Raw genomic sequence first — 18,779 nt, 5'->3', positions numbered from 1 at the left:
ATGGATGACATGCCCGCGATGACGGACCGCGCCGCCCCCCTCGGGCGCCGCGAGCGCAACAAGCTCAAGGTCCGCAGCCGCCTGTACGACTCGGCCCTGAAGCTCTTCACCGAGAAGGGCTACGAGGCGACCTCGGTCGACGAGATCGCCGAGGCGGCCGACGTCGCGCGCGGCACGTTCTTCAACCACTTCCAGCGCAAGGAAGACCTCATCAGCGCGTGGGGGGAGCAGCGGCGTGTCCGCCTCAGGGCCGGCCTGAGCGCCTCCGGGATCGAGCAGCAGGAGAGCCTGCGCGCCGCCCTGGAGCGCTGCATGCGCATCCTGGCCGACATCAACGAAGAGGAGCGGGACGTCACCCGCTCCATGCTCATGGCCTGGGTGAAGGCCGGCCGGCCGATGCAGGAGGCCCCGTACGCCGGCGAGATCTTCGCCGAGGTCGTCGACGCGGCCCTGGAGCGCGGCGAACTGCCCGCGGACGTCAACGCCTACCGCGTCGGCTGCCTGCTGCGCGACATCTACCTCGGGACGCTCTACCGCTGGTCCCAGGCGGAGGAGCGCGACGCCCGCCTGGAGCTCCGCACCGAACTCCACGCGGCCTGCGCCATCATCCTCGACGGGATCCTCCCCGCGGGGCGGGCGGAGCCGGCCGCGGTGCCCTGCTGACGGGTCACTCCTCTACGGGTCACTCCTCTACGGGTCTCTGCTCTACGGATCTCTGCTCTACGGATCTCCGTACAGCCCTCCTCCTGCCGGCGCGCCTAGCATCACCGCCTGCCACCGCCCGCGCCCCGTGCGGGCGCCCGCCAGCAGGAGAGGTCTGTTCCACGATGCTGCGTACCACCGCCGAATTCACCAGGACCAGCGGACCGATCGCCGCCCACGTGGCGACGGGGATCCTCACGGACTCCGCGGTCCGGGAGCTGGACGCCGCCTATCCCGGCGCCGACCGCTTCGAGAAAGTGGTCTTCTCCAGCCCGGTCAAGCGCTTCCGGCTGGGCTCCCTGCGGCTCTCCCGGGACGGCGAGCGGCTGCCGGCCGCGGAGCGCCTGCCCGCGGTCTGGTCGCGGCTGCTCGACGGCCTCGACGGGCCGGAGTTCACCGCGCGGCTGGAAGAGGTCACCGGGCTGGCCCTGGCCGGGCTGCCGCGCGACACCGGCCTGTTCACGCACGCCGAGGGCGAGTTCATCTCCCTGCACCACGACGAGCCCGAGAAGGCCCTGACCGTGGTGCTCTACTTCAACCGGGACTGGCCCGCCGACGGCGGCGGGCACTTCGAGGTCCGCGCCTCGCACCACCCCACGACCGCGCCCGTACGGTCCCTGCCGCCCGCCGCCGGCACGGTCGTCGCCTTCGACTCCTCCGTCTGGCACGCCACGTCCACGGTCACCACCGGGCGCACGCTGCGGGCGGCCGTCCTGGAATTCTGGCGCGACCGCCCGAAGCGCTGAGCCCGCGGCCCGGCGCGCCCCGGGGCGTCGCGGGGCGGGGCCGGGTCAGCCGGCGTCGGCGGCCGGCCTGCGGACCAGCAGGTAGGCCTGCGGCGTCTCGTCCGCGCCCGGCTCGTGGATCGTGCGGGCGTGCACGACCAGGCCCGCGTCGCGCAGCATCCCGGCGATGCGGTCGGGCTGCCGCCTGCGGAAGTCGAGGGCCACGTCGTGGCCGAACGGGCGCGCCACGTGCAGCGGGACGTCGCCCACCTGGAAGGCGAGCAGCAGGTGGCCGCCCGGCGCCAGGACCCGGTGGAACTCGGCGAACACCTCCGGGAGCCGCTCCTGGGGGGTGTGGATGACCGAGTACCAGGCCACCACGCCGGCGAGGGAGGCGTCCGGGAGGTCGAGGGACAGCATCGAGCCCTCGGTGAAGCTCAGGTGCGGGTGCGACTTCCTGGCCAGGGCGAGCATTCCCGGCGACAGGTCGATCCCGGAGACGGACAGCCCGAGGCGGCTCAGGTGCGCCGTGACGCGGCCCTCGCCGCATCCGATGTCGGAGACGGGCCCGCCGCCGGCGGCGTGGACGAGGTCGGCGAACGCGCCGAGCATCGCGCGGCCCAGGGGGCTGCCGTCGAGCTCGTCGCGGTAGCGGTCGGCGTAGTCGGCGGCCACGGCGTCGTAGAACGCCCGGGTCGTGGTCAGGAAGCCGGGCTCCGGCAGGTCGGATCCGGTCATCTCGGATCCGGTCGTCTCAGGTTCGGTCATCTCGCGTTCGGTCACGACCGGGCACCCTACGCGGCGCACGAATACCTCCGGGCCCCGGGTCCCGGCCCGCGCTTCAGACGACACGGACGGGGTGGCGGACCACCGCGTCGAAGAAAAAGCCCTGCTCATTGGGGACGGCACGGAAGGGCTGGGTGGTGCCGGCCGTGTCCGTGGCCCGGGCCAGAAGGCGGGCGGGCCCGGGCTCGTACGGGTGCCAGGAGGTGCTCCAGCGGACCCAGCCGCCCGGCCGCGGGGTGTCGTGCAGACGGGCCTCCCGCCAGGTGGCGCCGTCGTCCGTGCTGACCTCCACCCGGCGTATGCTCCCGCCCCCGGACCACGACCGGCCCGTCAGCCGGTGCACCCGGCCCGCGGCGAACACCGCCCCGAGGGGCAGCTCGAAGGCGCTGCGCACGGGCTGGCGCGTGAGCGGAGGGCTGCCGCCGGGCGGGTAGGCGGAGCCGAAGAGGCGGTAGAACACGGTGTTCCACGGGGAGAACAGCGGGCGGTCGGACACCTCGATGTCCCCGACCCACTTCACCGAGGCGATGCCCACCCAGGAGGGCACCACCAGGCGCGCCGGGCAGCCGTGGTCGGGCAGGAGCGGCCGGCCGTTCATCTCGTAGGCGAGCAGGACGTCGTCGAGGGCCTTCGCCACGGGCATCGGCCGGCGCACGTGCCCGTAGTCCGTGCCGTGCGCGGTGTACACCGGGTCGAGGCCGCGCGGCATCACGTCCACCGCGCGCCGCGACAGGCCCGCCGCCCGCAGGACGTCCGACAGGCGCGCGCCCCGCCAGCGCGCCGCGCCGACCGCGCCCATCGTCCAGGGAGTGCCGGTGACCGCGTCGCCCTGCTGGGCGGCGAAATAGCTGCGGCCGTTCCCCGCGCACTCCAGGCACTCGCTCCGGGTCACGGCCGGCAGGGACCGCAGGTCCTCGTACGAGAACTCCACCGCCCGGCCGCGCAGTCCGCCGCCCCACACCGTCAGGCGCCACCGTGCGGGGTCGAGGACGGGGGTCGAGGTGTGGTTGCGGACGAAGAACCGGTCGACCGGCGTGTAGTAGCCGGTGCCCCGCAGTGCCGCCCAGTTCGTCTCCGCGTTGGTGTCCCGTACGGTGAACAGCTCGGCGGGCAGGGGCTTGACGATCCCCCGTCTCCCCGCGGCCGCCGCGGTGCCCGCTCCGGTGCCGGTCCCGGCGGCGGCGAGCCCCGCCGCGGCGCCCATCAGGCGCAGCACGACCCGGCGCGAGAGCCCTTCGCCTGCCGCTTCGCCCGACAGGAACTGCCGGAGCCTGTCGCGGTCGTAGGCGCGCTCGGACATTCCCTGACCTCCCCGAAGCCCCAGGAGCAGGCCGCAGCCTCCCCCTCACGGTAGGCCACGCCGGACGGCACTGTCCCCACCACAATTCGGCCGCGGCGCGCCCCGCGGCCCGGCCGCGGGCTACGGCAGCCGGCGAGGTGCTCCTACGAGTCCTTACGAGTCCTTACGAGTCACTAGTCCTTACGAGTCTTTGCCCTCGACGACGCGCCGGGCCGCCTCGCTCTCCGCGGCGGCCGGTGACAGCTCGCTCAGCGTGTCGAGGTCGGTGTCCTCCCGGAGCTCGGTCTCCCAGGCGGCGGCCAGCTTCTCCTGCTGCGGGCGCGGCTGCTTGCGGACCTCGTCGCGGTGGGCCGGGCTCAAGGCCCCCAGGAATCGCTCGACATCGTCGGTCGGCATGGGTTCTCCCTCGTCTGCGTCGACGGCCTTCCCCTTCCCGCTGCCGGCAGCCTCCGGATCCACCGGCCCTTCCCCTTCACCTGAAAGGGGGCAGGGCGGGCGCCGGCAGGCGGAGCGGTGGCCGGGCGGCTGCCCGCCCCCTCGGCGGAGGCGGGCAGCCGCGCGACGGCAACGGCTACTCCTGCCGTACGTACAGCAGCAGACGGGCGAACAGGCCGGGCCGGCGCGGCGCGCCGCGGGGCGCGGCCGGGCCGGGGGCGGGGGGCGGCTTCTCCGCGTCCGGGTCCGCGGGGACCGCGGTGCGCGGAAGGTCCTCCGGGGCCGAAGGGTTCGGCGCGTTCGACGGGTTCGAGGGGGCCGGCGGGTTCGGGGCGGCGGCCGGGGTCTGCGCGCCTCCGGCGGAAGCGTGCTCGGGGTCGGGCTCGGGGGCGCGGTAGACCTGGGCGCGCAGATAGGCGCTCAGGACACGCGCGGGATCGAGGGGCATGACGTCTCTCTGCTTCTCGTGCCTGTGGTGTGAGGAAAGTTCCGGGCGTGCCGGACGCGACGGCCCGTCCCGTACGGGGCGGGCGGGGTTCCTCTCAGCAGCGCAGGACGTCGTTGTGCGCGTGGCCCGCGGTGGCCGCGGGGCCTTCGGGTGCCGGCGGTGTCAGCCGGCGGCCGGAGGCCAGTGGGGACCCGGATCCCCCGGAGTCCTGTGAGGAGGGCAGGCACGTGCGCCTGCCGGGAGAGACCTGGACGCGGGGCGTGCGGTTGTCCGCGACGCAGTCGTCCGCGGTGGCGAACTCCACGGACACCGGGGTCTCTTCCGGGCCGGAGCCCATGGCCAGCACCGTGCCGCTTCCTCCGGAGAAGAGCAGCAGGACGGAGACCAGCACGGCCACCGCGGCCCGCAACGCGGGCTGCGACGGCGGCGGTGCGGGGCTCCACAGGGTCATGCACCAAGCGTAATCAGTCAATTACTTTGGGCGCATTCCACCGTTCGGGTGAGGCCGCCGGAGCCGGGGCGGCATCTCCGCGCGGGAACGGGGCACCTGGCCCGTATGGTCGCACAGCCCGCGGCACGGAACCCGGGCGCGCCGTACGGTCGGAGCAGGGCTTCCCCGCGCACGGCGGCGGCCCACGGTCACGGCAACGACGGCGGAGGAGGAGCAGGTGACGGATGCCCGGGAGAGTGCGGACCACGTCAGCGTGCATCTGACGGACTGCGGCCACCAGGACGCGGGTGCCGTCTTCGGCGTCCTGGAGGCCGTCTTCCCCGAAGCGGGGCCGCCGCGCAGCGAGACCAGCCCGGGCGCGCCCGGCGCGGGCCCCATGATCTGGTGCATGACCGTCGACACCCGCACGCGGCTGGGCGAGGGCGCGGCACAGCCGGGGCGGGCTTCCCTGTCGGGCACGGTCACGGCCGACCTGTTCGGCGCCGCCGACCCGGTCCGCCAGGTCAAGGAGGAACTGGAGCGCGCCTTCGCCGCCGAGCTCCGCGGTCACGTCTCCGGTGAGCACGAAATGGAGCTGCGGCTGCGCCTGGCCACGCGAACCGGCTCGTGAGGCGCGCCACTTCACTCTTCCGTGACCTGCCCCCGCCGCCTAGAGTGACGGTGCAGCTGGTTCGCCCTGCTCGCCAGGCAGGCGCGTCGCAAGAGGGAACCCGGTGGGAATCCGGGACTGCCCCGCAGCGGTGAGCGGGAACGACCGCCGTCATACGCACTGGATCCGCAGGGGTCCGGGAAGCGACGGCCAGTAGGTGCCATGTGGCGCGCCCGCGAGTCCGAAGACCTGCCGACTGCCCGTGCGCTGCCGAGCGCACGGAGATCCCGGTGACCTCGAGGGCGGGTCGGCGCACATATCAGGCGGGCACGACGCGGCGGCGCACTTGCGACCGCATCGCGGCAGGCAGTGTCCCGCCCGGTCTGCCGTTCCTTCGCGCCTTCCGCCCGTCCCGGGGTCATGGACGCACGCACGCTCGCGAAGGAGAGTTCCGTGACCAGCAAGTCCGCAGCCGCGGCAGCACAGGCCACCGTCCACGGCTACCCCCGGCAGGGGCAGGGCCGTGAACTGAAGAAGGCGATCGAGGGGTACTGGAAGGGCCGCGTCACGGCCGGTGCCCTGCGGGACACGGCCGCTGCACTGCGCCGTACGAACTGGCAGCAGCTGGCCGGGGCCGGTGTTCACGAAGTGCCCACGGGCGACTTCTCGTTCTACGACCACGTCCTGGACACCAGTGTGATGGTCGGTGCGATCCCCGCGCGGCACCGCGCGGCCGTCGACGCCGACGCCCTGGACGGATACTTCGCCATGGCCCGTGGCACGCAGGAGGTGGCGCCGCTGGAGATGACCAAGTGGTTCGACACCAACTACCACTACCTGGTCCCCGAGCTCGGCCCCGACACGGTCTTCTTCGCGGACTCCACCAAGCAGGTCGCGGAGCTGAAGGAGGCCCTCGCGCTCGGCCTGACGGCCCGTCCGGTGCTCGTCGGCCCCGTCACGTACCTGCTGCTCGCCAAGCCCGCGCCGGGCGTCGCCCCGGGCTTCGAGCCGCTCACCCTCCTCGACCGGCTGCTGCCGGTGTACGCCGAGGTCCTCGCCGACCTGCGGGCCGCGGGCGCCGAATGGGTGCAGCTCGACGAGCCCGCCCTGGTCCAGGACCGCTCACCCGCCGAGCTGAACGCCGCCGCCCGCGCCTACCGCGACCTGGGCGGCCTCACCGACCGGCCCAAGCTGCTCGTCGCCTCCTACTTCGACCGGCTCGGCGAGGCCCTCCCGGTCCTCGCCAAGGCGCCGGTCGAGGGCCTGGCCCTGGACTTCACCGGTCCCGCCGCCGCCAACCTCGGCGACCTCGCAGCCGCCGGCGGGCTGCCCGGCAAGCGGCTCCTCGCCGGCGTCGTCAACGGCCGCAACGTGTGGATCAACGACTTCGAGAAGTCCCTGTCGGTCCTCGGCACGCTCCTCGGCCTCGCCGACCGCGTCGACGTCTCCTCGTCCTGCTCCCTGCTGCACGTGCCGCTCGACGCGGCGGCCGAGCGGGACATCGACCCGCAGATCGCCCGCTGGCTCGCCTTCGCACGCCAGAAGACCACCGAGGTGGTCACCCTGGCCCGCGGCCTGGCGCAGGGCCCCGACACCATCGCGGCCGCCCTGGCCGCCAACCGCGCCGACCTGGCCTCGCGGGCCGGCTCGGCCATCACCCGCGACCCGGCCGTCCGCTCCCGCGCCGCCGCCGTCACCGAGTCCGACGGCCGCCGCTCGCAGCCGTACGAGCAGCGGGCCGCCGCCCAGCGGGCCCACCTCGGCCTGCCCCTGCTGCCGGTCACCACGATCGGCTCCTTCCCGCAGACGACCGAGCTGCGCACCGCCCGTGCGGACCTGCGCTCCGGGCGGATCGACACCGCGGCGTACGAGGAGCGCATCAAGGCCGAGATCCGCGAGGTCCTCTCCTACCAGGAGAAGGCGGGCATCGACGTCCTCGTGCACGGCGAGCCCGAGCGCAACGACATGGTGCAGTACTTCGCCGAGCAGCTGACGGGCTATCTGGCCACGCAGCACGGCTGGGTCCAGTCGTACGGCACGCGCTACGTCCGCCCGCCGATCCTCGCCGGCGACATCTCCCGCCCGGAGCCGATGACGGTCCGCTGGACCCGCTACGCCCAGTCGGTGGCCGGCAAGCCCGTCAAGGGCATGCTGACCGGCCCGGTGACCATGCTGGCCTGGTCGTTCGTCCGCGACGACCAGCCGCTCGGCGACACCGCCCGCCAGGTGGCCCTCGCCCTGCGCGACGAGGTCACCGACCTGGAGGCCGCGGGCACGTCGGTGATCCAGGTGGACGAGCCGGCGCTGCGCGAGACGCTGCCGCTGCGCGCCGCCGACCGCGCCGAGTACCTGGCGTGGGCGACCGAGGCGTTCCGCCTCTCCACCGCGGGCGTCCGGCCGGACACCCAGATCCACACGCACATGTGCTACGCGGAGTTCGGCGACATCCTCCGGGCCATCGACGACCTCGACGCGGACGTCATCAGCCTGGAGGCGGCCCGCTCGCACATGCAGGTCGCCACCGAGCTGGCCACGGCGGGCTACCCGCGCGAGGTCGGGCCCGGCGTCTACGACATCCACTCCCCGCGCATCCCCGGCGCGGACGAGGCCGCGGCGCTGCTGCGCAAGGGCCTGGAGGCCATCCCCGCCGAGCGCCTGTGGGTCAACCCGGACTGCGGGCTGAAGACCCGCGGCTGGCCCGAGGTGCGGGCCTCGCTGGAGAACCTGGTCACGGCGGCGCGGGAGGTCCGGGCGGAGCTGCCGAGCGGCGCTTCCTGACGCTGAAGTGAAGGAGTGAAGGAGGCGGCGGGCGCCGGCACGACACGGCGTCCGCCCCCTCCTCTCCCGTTCCCCCTGCCGTGCGGTCAGCGCGCGGGCAGGATCCGGTCGAGGTGGTGGTCCAGCGTCGTCCGCACGTCGGCGAGGGTGCGCCGGCCGTGGAGCACGTCCATGCCCAGCCCGGTCACCCCGGACACCAGCAGGTCCGCCTCCCGCCCGGGGTCGACGCCGGGCGCCGCTCCCGCCTGCCGGATCAGACCGGCGACGAGCTGCTCAAGGGGCTGGGAGGCGTGCAGGAAGACCTCGGCGAGCGCAGGGTCGGTGAGGCTGCGCACGTAGTAGGCGACGAAGACGCGCAGGGCGCTGCGGCGCTGCTCGTCCAGGGGCAGGAACTCGTTCAGGACGGCTCCCAGCACCGCCCGCGGGTCAGCCGGGTCGTCCAGCGCGGCCATGCGCGCGGCGAACTACCTCTCCTCCCCCTGGTGCTACGTCGCGGTCGTGGCGGGGCTCTTCGCGTACGCCGTGCTGGCCGTCCTCGACGCCGGGCGCAAGAAGGCGCTGGCCCGGGAGAAGGCGCGGAGCGACGCCCGCAGCGCCGCGTAGCCCGCCCGCGCGGTCCGGGTGACACCCGGCGATCATGCGGTTGAGCTCCCGGCGCGCCGGTTACCCATCAGCCGCGGCCTCGCGCGAGGACGCGGGTGCGGGTGCGGGCGGCGAGCCGACAGGGAGCGTGGCGGGTGAAAGAGAAGGTCCGGGAGGCGGCCCTGACCGGCTTCGTGGCGCTGGACCGGCGGCTTCCGGCCGCCGAGGCCGCGAAGGCGCTGCTGCGCAAGGCGTTCCCCGACCACTGGTCGTTCCTGCTGGGGGAGCTCGCCCTCTACAGCTTCGCCGTCCTGGTGCTCACCGGCTCCTATCTGACGCTCTTCTTCGACCCGAGCATGACGCAGAGCGTGTACGCCGGGCCGTACGAGCCGCTGCGCGGCCTGCGGATGTCGCAGGCGTACCTGTCGACGCTCGACCTGAGCTTCGAGGTGCGGGGCGGGCTGCTCATCCGGCAGGTCCACCACTGGGCCGCGCTCGTCTTCATCGCGGCGATCGCGGTCCACATGCTCCGGGTGTTCTTCACGGGCGCCTTCCGCAGGCCCCGGGAGGCCAACTGGATCGTGGGCCTGACGCTGTTCGTCCTCGCGCTCCTCGAAGGGTTCGCCGGCTACTCGCTGCCGGACGACCTGCTCTCGGGGACGGGGATGCGGACGGCGAACACGATCGTGCTGTCGATCCCCGTGGTGGGCACGTACCTGAGTTCGTTCATCTGGCGCGGGGCGTTCCCGGGGCACGTGATCCTTCCCCGGCTGTACGTGGTGCACGTGCTGTTCGTACCCGGTGTGCTGATCGCCCTGATCACCGTGCACCTGATCCTGGTCGTCTACCTCAAGCACACGCACTGGGCGGAGCGCGGCCGGACGAACCGCAACGCCGTCGGGCAGCCCATGTTCCCGCAGTTCGCCACGAAGTCCACGGGCCTGTTCCTGATGATCTTCGGATTGCTGACCGCGCTCGGCGGGCTCGCCCAGGTCAACCCCGTCTGGGCGTACGGGCCCTACCGGGCCGACCAGGTGGCCACCGACGCCCAGCCCGACTGGTACGTGGGGTTCCTGGAGGGCGCCCTGCGCGTGATGCCCCCGTGGGAGACGGTGCTGTGGGGGCACACCTTCATGTGGAACGTGCTGATCCCGGCGGTCGTCCTGCCGGGCCTGCTGTTCACGGGCCTCTACCTCTATCCCTTCCTGGAGAAGTGGATCGCCGGGGACCGCTCGGAGCACCACCTGGCCGACCGCCCCCGCAACCAGGCCGCACGGACGGCGCTGGGCGTGGCCGGCATCGTCTTCTACGCGGTGCTGCTGGCGGCCGGCGGCAACGACGTCATCGCGTTCTCCTTCCGGGTCTCCGTCAACACCCTGACCTGGATCTTCCGCATCGCGGTGGTCCTCGGCCCGGTGCTCGCGTTCTGGGTCACCCGGCGCATCTGCCTGGCCCTCCAGGCGCACGACCGCAGGCTGCTCGCCGAGGGCCGCGAGAGCGGGAACGTCGAGCAGGACGTCCGGGGCGGGCTCGGCGAGGGCCACGAGGCGCTGTCCGCCGCGCAGGGCTACCGTCTGATGGTGCGTGAGGTGCCGGAGCCCCTGACCGCGCCCCGGCCCCGGGCGGAGCTGCCGCGCCGGCAGCGGCTGCGGCTGGCCCTGAGCTCCTGGTACTACGGCGACCGCGTCGAGGTCCCGGTGACGCCCGAGCAGCGGCGCGCCGTCGAGGAGCGGACGGCCGCGCCGATCGAGCCGGAGGAGCCGGGCACGGCCGCCGGGCGGGGCGAGCCCGCCGGGCGCGGCAGGTGACGGCCGGGGCGGGGCCGGGACCGCTGACGGCGGGGCCGGTCAGGCGTCGCGCTGCACGTACTGGAAGGCCATGCCGCCGACCCCGGCGGCCAGGACGCCGAAGCCGATGATGAACAGCCACAGCCCGAAGACGATGCCGAGGGCGCTGACGGCGGCGCCCAGGGCGGTCAGCGCCGGATAGGCGCTGCGCGGCGGGAAGAAGTCCAGCGGGCCCACGCGGTCGGCGATGACGGCCTTCTTGTCGTCCTCCGGCCGGGCACCCCGGCGGCGGTAGTTCACGGCGAAGAAGAAGGCCATCAGCGACGCCATGATGAAAGAGACCGTCAGCGCGGCGCTCCCCGCGGGTTCGCGGCCGGACAGCCAGACGTAGACGGCCCCGGTGGCGAGGAAGAAGCCGGCCACGCCGGCGAAGAGGACGGCCTCGGTCTTCATGGGGAATGCTCCTCGGGCTGCTGCGCCTACCGGGGAAGGCTTTTCTCCTCCGCCGCCTCCAGCGCTTCGGGATGGTGCAGGTCGAAGGCCGGGGAATCGGACCGCACCCGCGGCAGCGCGTGGAAGTTGTGGCGCGGCGGCGGGCAGCTCGTGGCCCATTCCAGGGAACGGCCGTAGCCCCAGGGGTCGTCGACGGTCACTTTCGGCGCGTGGCGGGCGGTGTGCCACACGTTGTACAGGAACGGCAGGGTCGAGATGCCGAGCAGGAACGCGCCGATGGACGAGACGGTGTTCATGAGGGTGAATCCGTCGGCGGCGAGGTAGTCGGCGTAGCGCCGGGGCATGCCGGACTCGCCGAGCCAGTGCTGCACCAGGAAGGTGATCTGGAATCCGGCGAAGAGCGTGAAGAAGTGGATCCTCCCGAGCCGTTCGCCGAGCATGCGGCCCGTCCATTTGGGCCACCAGAAGTAGAAGCCGCCGAACATGGCGAAGACGACGGTGCCGAAGAGCACGTAGTGCAGGTGCGCGACGATGAAGTACGTGTCGGTGACGGGGAAGTCGAGCGGCGGCGAGGCGATGAGGACGCCGCTGAGGCCGCCGAGCAGGAAGGTGACGAGGAAGCCGGTCGCCCACAGCATGGGCGTCTCGAAGGAGACGCTGCCGCGCCACATCGTGCCGATCCAGTTGAAGAACTTCACTCCGGTGGGAACGGCGATCAGGAAGGACATCAGCGAGAAGAACGGCAGCAGGACGGCGCCGGTCGCGAACATGTGGTGCGCCCAGACGGACGCCGACAGCATGGTGATGGCGATGGTGGCGCCCACCATTCCGGCGTAGCCGAAGAGCGGTTTGCGGCTGAACACCGGGATGATCTCGGTGATCACGCCGAAGAACGGCAGCGCGACGATGTAGACCTCGGGGTGGCCGAAGAACCAGAACAGGTGCTGCCACAGCAGGGCGCCGCCGTTGGCCGCGTCGAAGACGTGCGCGCCGAACTTCCGGTCCGCCTCCAGGCACAGCAGGGCGGCGGTGAGGACGGGAAAGGCGAGCAGCGCCAGAATGGAGGTGAAGAGGATGTTCCAGGTGAACACCGGCATGCGGAACATCGTCAGGCCCGGCGCGCGCAGGCAGACGATGGTGGTGATGAAGTTCACCGACCCCAGGACCGTGCTGAGACCCGCCACGACCAGGCCCATCGCCCACAGGTCGCCGCCCGCACCGGGCGAGTAGACGGCGCTGTTGAGCGGTGCGTAGGCGAACCAGCCGAAGGCCGCGGCACCGCCGGGGACGACGAAGCCGGAGACGACGATCAGGGCGCCGAAGAGGAACAGCCAGTACGTCATGGCGTTCAGCCGCGGGAACGCCACGTCCGGGGAGCCGATCTGCAAAGGCATCACGGCATTGGCGAATCCGGCGAACATCGGCGTCGCGAACAGCAGCATCATGACGGTGCCGTGCATGGTGACCAGCTGGTTGTACTGCGCGGTGCTGACGATTTGCAGGCCCGGCCGGGCCAGTTCCGCCCGCATGACCATCGCCATGAGCCCCGCGAACAGGAAGAAGCAGAAGGCGGTCACCAGATACATGTTCCCGATCACCTTGTGATCGGTGGTGGTGAGGTACGTCAGCATTCTGCTGCCCAGCCGGACCGGAGGGCCGTCGGCGGTCTCCGTCGCCCCGTCGGTTCTCTCCTGCTCCAGCTGCGGCATCGCCCCTCCGTGGGCCCGTGCCCGTTGCGGGCGGGCGCCTCGTGTGTAGCCGTGTGCGCCGGAGCGCAAACCACGACTGGGCCATTCGGACGGGCGGCCGGAAGCACAGCAGTAATGACATGCCCGCATGCGGGCAGACGAAGGAAAAGGAGGTAAACCCCATGGTTCCACTGTTGATTGTCCTGCTCCTCGCCCTGCTCCTCTTCGGGGCCGGCTTCGCGCTCAAGATCCTCTGGTGGGTCGCGATCGTCGTACTGGTCCTCTGGCTCCTCGGCTTCCTCGTCCGCTCCGGCGGGGGCCGCTGGTACCGCTGGTAGCAGCCGGGCCCGGCTTCGGCTCCGCGGCCGGCGATCCGACCGGGCCGGGGGTTGCGGCGTTCCGTCACCGGGCGCGCCCTCGTGCGGTGTAATGGCCCACAGGAGTGGCGAGACACCGGCATCCCCAGGAGCGAGCGTGGACACACCACTGCACGAAGCCGCGGCCTCGGCCGCGCGTCAGGAAGCCGCGCGGCTGACGGCCATGGACGTGCACGGCACCGTCCTGACCTGGGTCGACAACGCGGGCATCACCCGCGTCAAGGCCGTCCCCACCGCCCGGCTCGCGCACGCGGCGCAGTGGGGCGTGGGCATGTCGCCCGTCTTCGACGTGTACCTCAGCGACGACTCCGCCGTCACCAGCCGCCACATCGGCGGCCCCGACGGGGACCTGCGCCTCTTCCCCGACCTCGACCGGCTCACCGTGCTCGCCGCGCAGCCGGGCTGGGCCTGGGCCCCGGCCGACCGCAACGAACAGGACGGCACGCCGTACGCGGCCTGCCAGCGCGGATTCGCGCGGCGCATGACCGAGCGGGCCGCGCAGGCAGGCCTCGAACTGCGCATGGGATACGAGACCGAGTGGGTCGTCACCCTTGCCGGGGAAGGGGAAGGGGCGGCCGAGCAGGCCGTCGCGGGGGACGGAGCCCGCGCGGCGAACGGTGCGCCCCGGTACGCCGCCCCCGGCCCCGCCTACGGCATGACGCGCATGGTCGGGCTCTCCGACTACGTGCGCGACGTGCTCCGGGCCCTGGCCGCCCAGGACATCGACGTGCTCCAGATCCACCCGGAGTACTCCCCCGGCCAGTTCGAGGTCTCCACCGCCGCGGCCGGCCCCGTCACCGCCGCCGACCACGCCGTGCTCGTCCGCGAGACCATCCGCGCCGTGTCCGCGCGCCACGGCCTGCACGCCACGTTCGCGCCCCTCGTCGAGCCCGGGACCGTCGGCAACGGCGCCCACCTCCACCTCAGCCTCCGGCAGGACGGCGGCAACCTGTTCCGCGGCGGCGACGGGCCGTTCGGCATGACCCGGCCCGGCGAGGCGTTCCTCGCCGGCATCCTCCACGAACTCCCCGCCCTGCTGGCCGTCACCGCCCCGCACCCCGCGAGCTACCTCCGCCTCGCCCCGTCCCGGTGGGCGGGCGTCTTCCAGTGCTGGGGCCCGGAGAACCGGGAGGCGGCGCTGCGCTTCATCCCGGGCGCGGCCCTCGACGCGGACAGCGCCAACGCCGAGCTCAAGTGCGTCGACGCGACGGCCAATCCGTACCTGACCGCGGGCGCGGTCATCGCCGCGGGCCTGAACGGCATGGAGCAGAAGTACAGCCTGCCCGACCCCGTCAGCGGCGACCCGGCCGTCACCGGCGCCGCCGTGCCCCGGCTGCCCACGAGCCTGCCGGAGGCGCTCGACCGCTTCCGCGGCTCGGACGTGCTGCGGGAAGCTCTGGGGGAGCCGCTCTACGAGGCGTTCCTGGCCGTCCGCGAAGGCGAGCAGGCGCGCACGCGGGACGACTCGCCGGAGGCGCTCGTCGCCGGTCTCCGGCACCGGTACTGACATGGGGAACCCGGCGGGAACGGAGCCGTACGGCGACGGGCCGGCGGAGCCGGCGGACCTGGTCGACCACCACTGCCACGGCGTGGCCCGCGGCCCCCTCGACGAGGCCGGGTTCCTGTCCTACCTGACGGAGTCCGACGCCCCGGCCGCCGACGGCACCACCTTCTTCGACAGCCAGCTGGGCTTCGCCGTGCGCCGCTGGTGCCCGCCGCTGCTCGGGCTCCCCGCCCACTGCGCGCCCGCCGCCTACCTGGCCCGCCGCGCCGAGCTGGGCGAGGAGGAGACCGGGCGGCGGCTGCTGCGCGCCACCGGCATCACCGACTACGTCGTCGACACCGGCCTCGCCGACGGCCTCACCACGCCCGAGGAGCTCGCCGCGGCGGGCGGCGGGCGCGCCCACGAGATCGTCCGGCTGGAGACCCTCGCCGAGCGCGCCGCGGAGAAGGCCGGCAGCAGCGGGGAGTTCCTCGGCGGCCTCCAGGAGGCCGTGCACGGGGCGGCCCGTGCGGCGGTGGGCTTCAAGTCGGTGGCCGCCTACCGCCACGGCCTCGACTTCGATCCCGCGCCGCCGGGCCCCGGCGAGCTCGGCGCCGCCGTGGACCGGCTGCTGGCCGCTCGGGACGCCGGCCGCCGCCTCCACGACCCCGTCCTCCTCCGGCACCTGCTGTGGACGGCCGCCGGCACCGCGCTGCCGCTCCAGATCCACACGGGGTTCGGCGACCCCGACCTGCGCCTGCACCGCAGCGACCCGGCGCTGCTCACCGACTTCATCAAGGCCGTACGGCCGACGGGCTGCCCGCTGGTCCTCCTGCACGCCTACCCGTACCACCGCAACGCGGCCTACCTCGCCCACGTCTTCCCGCACGTCTACGCCGACGTCGGGCTGACGCTCTCCTACACCGGGGCGAGCGCCGCGGCCGTCCTCGCCGAGGTGCTCGAACTGGCCCCGTTCGGGAAGGTCATGTTCTCCACCGACGCCTACGGGCTGCCCGAGCTGTACGTGGCCGGCAGCCGCCTGTTCACGCGGGCGCTCCGGCAGTTGACGCGGACGTGGGTGGGCGAGGGGGCGTGGCCCGCCGCCGACGCGCCCCGGATCGCCGCACTGATCGGCTCCGGGAACGCGCGGCGGCTGTACGGGCTGCCGGCGGCGGAGGCTTCCGCTTAGCGGGCGAGGGGCGGGGCGGCCGCCATCAGATGGTGCCCTCAAGCAGGTTCGGCAGGCTCGGCAGGGGAATGCCGAGAAGGGTCACGTCGATCGTTCCGTCCAACGTCACCGTGGCGACGCCGCCCAGGAGGTTGACATCGGCCTCCGCATGGGCCGGTGACGCCAGCACCACCCCGCACACGCTCAGCAGGGCGGTGGCGGCGGCCGTCGTCAGGGCGGAGCGCAGACGCTTCATCCCGTACTCCTCGCTACGTGGGGAACTGTCACCCAGCTGATACCTCCCGGGCACAGCAATCACCCCCGTTCTGCCCGCACGCGCCGAAGCGCACCACCGCACGCCCCGCATGCGGACTTGCGCTCCCGGCAGGGCGTCAACGGGCCACTGTGGGCGGGGCGTTCTCCTCCGCTCCTTGCAGGCGTGCGCGGATGTGACCGGCCGCGCCTTCGCCGCCGGGGACCCGTTCCCACAGGGCGAGCAGGGCGGGGGCGAGACGGGGTGCCTGGTCGCCGCTGTGCTGCCAGCAGTAGTGCGCGCGCTTCAGCGCCGCCAGGGCTTCCCCGTCGGCGGGTCCGCTGCGGCCGAGGCGGGCGCCGGCAGCCGTCATCCACAGCTCGGCGGCCCGGGAGTGGTCGCCGGCCATGCGGGCGAGGTCCGCGCGGACTTCGACCCACAGGGCCGCCTCGGGGCTGTCGGGCCCGTAGTGGCGCAGGGCCTGCTGCTCGCCCGCGGCGGCCATCGCCGCGGCTTCGTTGTGCCGGCCGGCGTGGGCGGCGGCCAGGATGCCGGGCAGGAGGTCGTCCTGCGCGGGGACGGCAGCAGCGGCGGGTGCGGGAACGGGGTCCGGGGGCCGGACCGGGGCGGGCGCCGGCTGCCGCAAGGGAGCCGGTACGGCTTCCCTCCGCGGCTCCGGGTGCGGGTGCGGGCGGGCCGCGGCAGCGACGTTGGCCAGGACCGGGCCGGGCGTTCCCCACTGCAAGGGCACGGTGTCCGGGCCCTGTCCCGCCGCGAGCAGGGCGCGGCGGTGGATCGTGGGCACGTCGAGCACGGCGCCGGAGTGGGGGTCTCCGGTATGCAGGGCTTCGAGGAGCGCTCGCGTGTACGGGCCGGCTTCGCGCGCGGGCACCGGCGGGACGGGGTTGACGACGCCGAACAGCGGCACGCCCTGGGCGATTTCGCCGGACCCGGCCCCGCTTACGACGTGCGGCCAGGCAGCCGCGTCGGCCTCCAGGTCCGCCATCAGCAGCACCGGCCCCGCGTGCGCCTGCAAGGTGCGCAGCAGCCACGCCCAAGGCAGCCCGGTGTAGCGGACGGTGGCCGGGGTGCTGCCGGGCAGGGCCAGGTGGAGCTCGCCGCCGCGGCGGGCGGGGACCATCAGCCGCCCCGTCACCCAGACCAGGAGCGGGCCGGGCACGGCCGCGGCGTGCTGCAAATACGCCAGGGCGCTCTGCGGGCCCTCCACCGCGGGCAGTTGCACCACGTCCACGGCGTCCGCGGCGAGGAAGCGGCGGGGGTGGGCGCCCGCGACGGCGTGCGCGGTCGGATTCGGCAGGACACCTCGCCGCCGGTCAGGCGTACCGTCCAGTAACAGCACACAACCCCGGACCGTCTCGACCACTACGCACTTCCTCCCTGGCAGCACACAAAGGCACAGGCCACTGTAGAGCCCATGGGTGCGGCCGGGGGAGGAAGTCCCTCCGGCCACCCGGCCGGCAGGCCTGAGGGTCAGCCGGCGGAGCCGGCGCGGACCACCGGGAGGCGCCGCGGGCCGCGGACGAGGAGGCCGGGGCGGTAGGGAAGGCCGGCGGGGTCGGCGGCGAGGGCGAGGGCCGGTATCCGGGAGTCCGCGCCGAAGAGCATCGGAAGAGCCACCTCCGCCTCCAGGCGGGCGAGCCGGGAGCCGAGGCAGAAGTGCGGGCCGTGCCCGAAGGCCGCGTGGGGCGCCGCCCGTTCGCCGGAGGCGGCGTAGCGGCCGGGCCGGAACGCGTCCGGCTCCGGGAAGACGCCGGGGTCGCGGTTGGCCGCGGCGAGGACCACGAGGACCGAGGCGTCCGCGGGCAGGACCACGCCGTCGCCCAGGTCGACCTCCTCGGTCGTACGCCGCCACGTCGTCCCCTCCAGCGGGCTGGCGTGGCGCAGGGCCTCCTCGGCGACGGCGGCCCAGCGCGCGGGCCCGCCCTGCCGGGCCGCGGCCAGTTCCTCGGGGTGGGTGAGCAGCAGGAGGGACGCGGAGGCGATCAGGTTCATGGTCGTCTCGTAGCCGGCGAAGAGCAGCAGGAAGGCCATCGCGAGCAGTTCGCCGTCGTCCAGCCCGCCCTCGGCCTCGTCGTGGACGAGGGCGCTGAAGAGGTCGTCGCCGGGCGTCCGCCGCTTCTCCGCGATGAGCGAGGTGAAGTAGGCGTGGAGGCTGGTCCACGCCCGGTCGACGGAGCCGGCGGGGAGGGCGTCCGCGGGGGATCCGACCTGGTAGGTCCAGGTGCGCAGGTCGGCCCGGTCGGCGGTGGGCACGCCGAGCACCTCGCCGATGACGAGGACGGGCAGAGGGAAGGCGAAGGCGTCGACGAGGTCGGCGGCGCCCCAGCGGGTCAGCCGGTCCGCGACGTCCGTCACCAGCTCCGCCGTGAGCTGCTCGATGCGGGGGCGGAGGGCGTCGACCCGGCGCGGGGTGAAGGCGGCGGTGGTCAGCCGGCGCAGGCGGGTGTGGTCGGGTGCGTCGGTGTTGAGCATGTGGCGGGCGAGGCAGCCGCGGGCGCGCCGGGCCGGTGAGTCCGGCTTGGGGCGGCCCGCGGCGTGCGGGGGCACGTTGGAGAAGCGCGGGTCGGCAAGGACCTCCCGGGCCTGCCGGTAGCCGGTGACCAGCCAGGCGTCCGTGCCGTTGGCCAGCGCCACCCGCGCTGCGGGACCGGTGGTGCGCAGGCGTGCGTAGTAGGGGTAGGGGTCGCGTGCGAAGGCCGGGTCCGCGGGGTCGAGGGTGTCGAGCACCTGTTCATCCTCGTCCGTCCCGCCGG

General features: G+C 73.7%; 20 protein-coding genes and 1 riboswitch. Of the genes, 9 read left to right on the top strand and 11 right to left on the bottom strand.

Going from position 1 to position 18,779, the window contains the following annotated elements:
- Positions 1-663 carry a TetR/AcrR family transcriptional regulator gene (locus tag D7231_RS23225; protein ID WP_228774147.1) on the top strand — a complete coding sequence of 221 codons (663 nt, stop codon included), beginning with the start codon at positions 1-3 and terminating at the stop codon, positions 661-663.
- A 164-nt stretch (positions 664-827) separates the two neighbouring features.
- Complete coding sequence (locus D7231_RS23220; protein ID WP_120757436.1) at positions 828-1,448, top strand: 2OG-Fe(II) oxygenase; 621 nt, start codon at positions 828-830, stop codon at positions 1,446-1,448.
- A 45-nt stretch (positions 1,449-1,493) separates the two neighbouring features.
- Here D7231_RS23220 and D7231_RS23215 read toward each other — a convergent pair whose 3' ends face one another.
- From D7231_RS23215 to D7231_RS23195, 5 genes are all read right to left on the bottom strand, one after another.
- Positions 1,494-2,210 carry a class I SAM-dependent DNA methyltransferase gene (locus D7231_RS23215; RefSeq protein WP_422396749.1) on the bottom strand — a complete coding sequence of 239 codons (717 nt, stop codon included), beginning with the start codon at positions 2,208-2,210 and terminating at the stop codon, positions 1,494-1,496.
- A gap of 58 nt (positions 2,211-2,268) precedes the next feature.
- Entirely contained in the window at positions 2,269-3,513 is a 1,245-nt protein-coding gene (locus D7231_RS23210; protein ID WP_120757435.1) for a sulfite oxidase, read from the bottom strand.
- A gap of 180 nt (positions 3,514-3,693) precedes the next feature.
- Positions 3,694-3,909 (bottom strand): hypothetical protein, encoded by a 216-nt coding sequence (locus D7231_RS23205; protein WP_120757510.1) that lies wholly within the window; start codon positions 3,907-3,909, stop codon positions 3,694-3,696.
- Positions 3,910-4,084: 175 nt separating this feature from the next.
- Positions 4,085-4,396, bottom strand: a complete 312-nt coding sequence (locus D7231_RS23200; RefSeq protein WP_120757434.1) for a hypothetical protein — start codon at positions 4,394-4,396, stop codon at positions 4,085-4,087.
- Between the two features lie 94 nt (positions 4,397-4,490).
- Positions 4,491-4,847 (bottom strand): hypothetical protein, encoded by a 357-nt coding sequence (locus D7231_RS23195; protein ID WP_147449786.1) that lies wholly within the window; start codon positions 4,845-4,847, stop codon positions 4,491-4,493.
- Between the two features lie 217 nt (positions 4,848-5,064).
- On the opposite strand from D7231_RS23195, the gene D7231_RS23190 reads away from it, so the two are divergent.
- Together D7231_RS23190 and metE are read left to right on the top strand one after the other, a co-directional pair.
- Positions 5,065-5,457, top strand: a complete 393-nt coding sequence (locus D7231_RS23190) for a hypothetical protein (protein WP_120757432.1) — start codon at positions 5,065-5,067, stop codon at positions 5,455-5,457.
- A gap of 40 nt (positions 5,458-5,497) precedes the next feature.
- Positions 5,498-5,707, top strand: a riboswitch (cobalamin riboswitch).
- A gap of 182 nt (positions 5,708-5,889) precedes the next feature.
- The gene (metE, locus tag D7231_RS23185) at positions 5,890-8,214 is read left to right on the top strand and encodes a 5-methyltetrahydropteroyltriglutamate--homocysteine S-methyltransferase (RefSeq protein ID WP_120757431.1); all 2,325 of its coding nucleotides are present in this window, start codon (positions 5,890-5,892) and stop codon (positions 8,212-8,214) included.
- Positions 8,215-8,300: 86 nt separating this feature from the next.
- Here the strand turns inward: metE and D7231_RS23180 are convergent, their stop codons facing one another.
- A complete protein-coding gene (locus D7231_RS23180) occupies positions 8,301-8,666 on the bottom strand; it encodes a TetR family transcriptional regulator C-terminal domain-containing protein (protein ID WP_120757430.1) in 366 nt (121 codons plus the stop codon).
- Between D7231_RS23180 and D7231_RS36585 the strand changes: the two genes are divergently transcribed.
- Together D7231_RS36585 and qcrB are read left to right on the top strand one after the other, a co-directional pair.
- Positions 8,665-8,817: a hypothetical protein gene (locus tag D7231_RS36585; RefSeq protein WP_158673802.1), complete on the top strand. Its 153-nt coding sequence runs from the start codon at positions 8,665-8,667 to the stop codon at positions 8,815-8,817. The genes D7231_RS23180 and D7231_RS36585 overlap by 2 nt on opposite strands.
- A 134-nt stretch (positions 8,818-8,951) precedes the next feature.
- Entirely contained in the window at positions 8,952-10,604 is a 1,653-nt protein-coding gene (qcrB, locus tag D7231_RS23175; protein ID WP_120757429.1) for a cytochrome bc1 complex cytochrome b subunit, read from the top strand.
- Between the two features lie 39 nt (positions 10,605-10,643).
- On the opposite strand, the gene ctaF is transcribed toward qcrB, so the two are convergent.
- Both ctaF and ctaD read right to left on the bottom strand, forming a co-directional pair.
- Positions 10,644-11,036: an aa3-type cytochrome oxidase subunit IV gene (gene ctaF / locus D7231_RS23170; RefSeq protein ID WP_120757428.1), complete on the bottom strand. Its 393-nt coding sequence runs from the start codon at positions 11,034-11,036 to the stop codon at positions 10,644-10,646.
- 26 nt (positions 11,037-11,062) lie between these two features.
- Positions 11,063-12,667, bottom strand: a complete 1,605-nt coding sequence (gene ctaD, locus D7231_RS23165; protein ID WP_228774169.1) for an aa3-type cytochrome oxidase subunit I — start codon at positions 12,665-12,667, stop codon at positions 11,063-11,065.
- A gap of 239 nt (positions 12,668-12,906) precedes the next feature.
- Here ctaD and D7231_RS23160 point away from each other — a divergent pair, with 239 nt between their 5' ends.
- The 3 genes from D7231_RS23160 to D7231_RS23150 all read left to right on the top strand — a co-directional run bounded on the left by D7231_RS23160 (position 12,907) and on the right by D7231_RS23150 (position 15,773).
- Positions 12,907-13,062, top strand: a complete 156-nt coding sequence (locus D7231_RS23160) for a DUF5670 family protein (RefSeq protein WP_030364088.1) — start codon at positions 12,907-12,909, stop codon at positions 13,060-13,062.
- A gap of 136 nt (positions 13,063-13,198) precedes the next feature.
- The gene (locus tag D7231_RS23155) at positions 13,199-14,608 is read left to right on the top strand and encodes a glutamine synthetase family protein (protein WP_422396748.1); all 1,410 of its coding nucleotides are present in this window, start codon (positions 13,199-13,201) and stop codon (positions 14,606-14,608) included.
- 1 nt (position 14,609) lies between these two features.
- On the top strand, positions 14,610-15,773 hold the full coding sequence (locus tag D7231_RS23150) for an amidohydrolase family protein (RefSeq protein WP_120757425.1): 1,164 nt from the start codon (positions 14,610-14,612) through the stop codon (positions 15,771-15,773).
- Positions 15,774-15,798: 25 nt separating this feature from the next.
- On the opposite strand, the gene D7231_RS23145 is transcribed toward D7231_RS23150, so the two are convergent.
- From D7231_RS23145 to D7231_RS23135, 3 genes are all read right to left on the bottom strand, one after another.
- Positions 15,799-16,008, bottom strand: a complete 210-nt coding sequence (locus tag D7231_RS23145) for a hypothetical protein (RefSeq protein ID WP_120757424.1) — start codon at positions 16,006-16,008, stop codon at positions 15,799-15,801.
- A 136-nt stretch (positions 16,009-16,144) separates the two neighbouring features.
- The gene (locus D7231_RS23140; protein WP_120757423.1) at positions 16,145-17,389 is read right to left on the bottom strand and encodes a hypothetical protein; all 1,245 of its coding nucleotides are present in this window, start codon (positions 17,387-17,389) and stop codon (positions 16,145-16,147) included.
- 107 nt (positions 17,390-17,496) lie between these two features.
- Positions 17,497-18,753: a cytochrome P450 gene (locus D7231_RS23135; RefSeq protein WP_120757422.1), complete on the bottom strand. Its 1,257-nt coding sequence runs from the start codon at positions 18,751-18,753 to the stop codon at positions 17,497-17,499.
- Between the last annotated feature and the right edge of the window lie 26 nt (positions 18,754-18,779).

This window comes from Streptomyces klenkii (assembly GCF_003626645.1).
GTDB classification, from domain to species: Bacteria; Actinomycetota; Actinomycetes; order Streptomycetales; family Streptomycetaceae; genus Streptomyces; species Streptomyces klenkii.
Note: the sequence above shows the minus strand (reverse complement) of the source record. Positions and strands in the feature narration are given on the sequence as shown.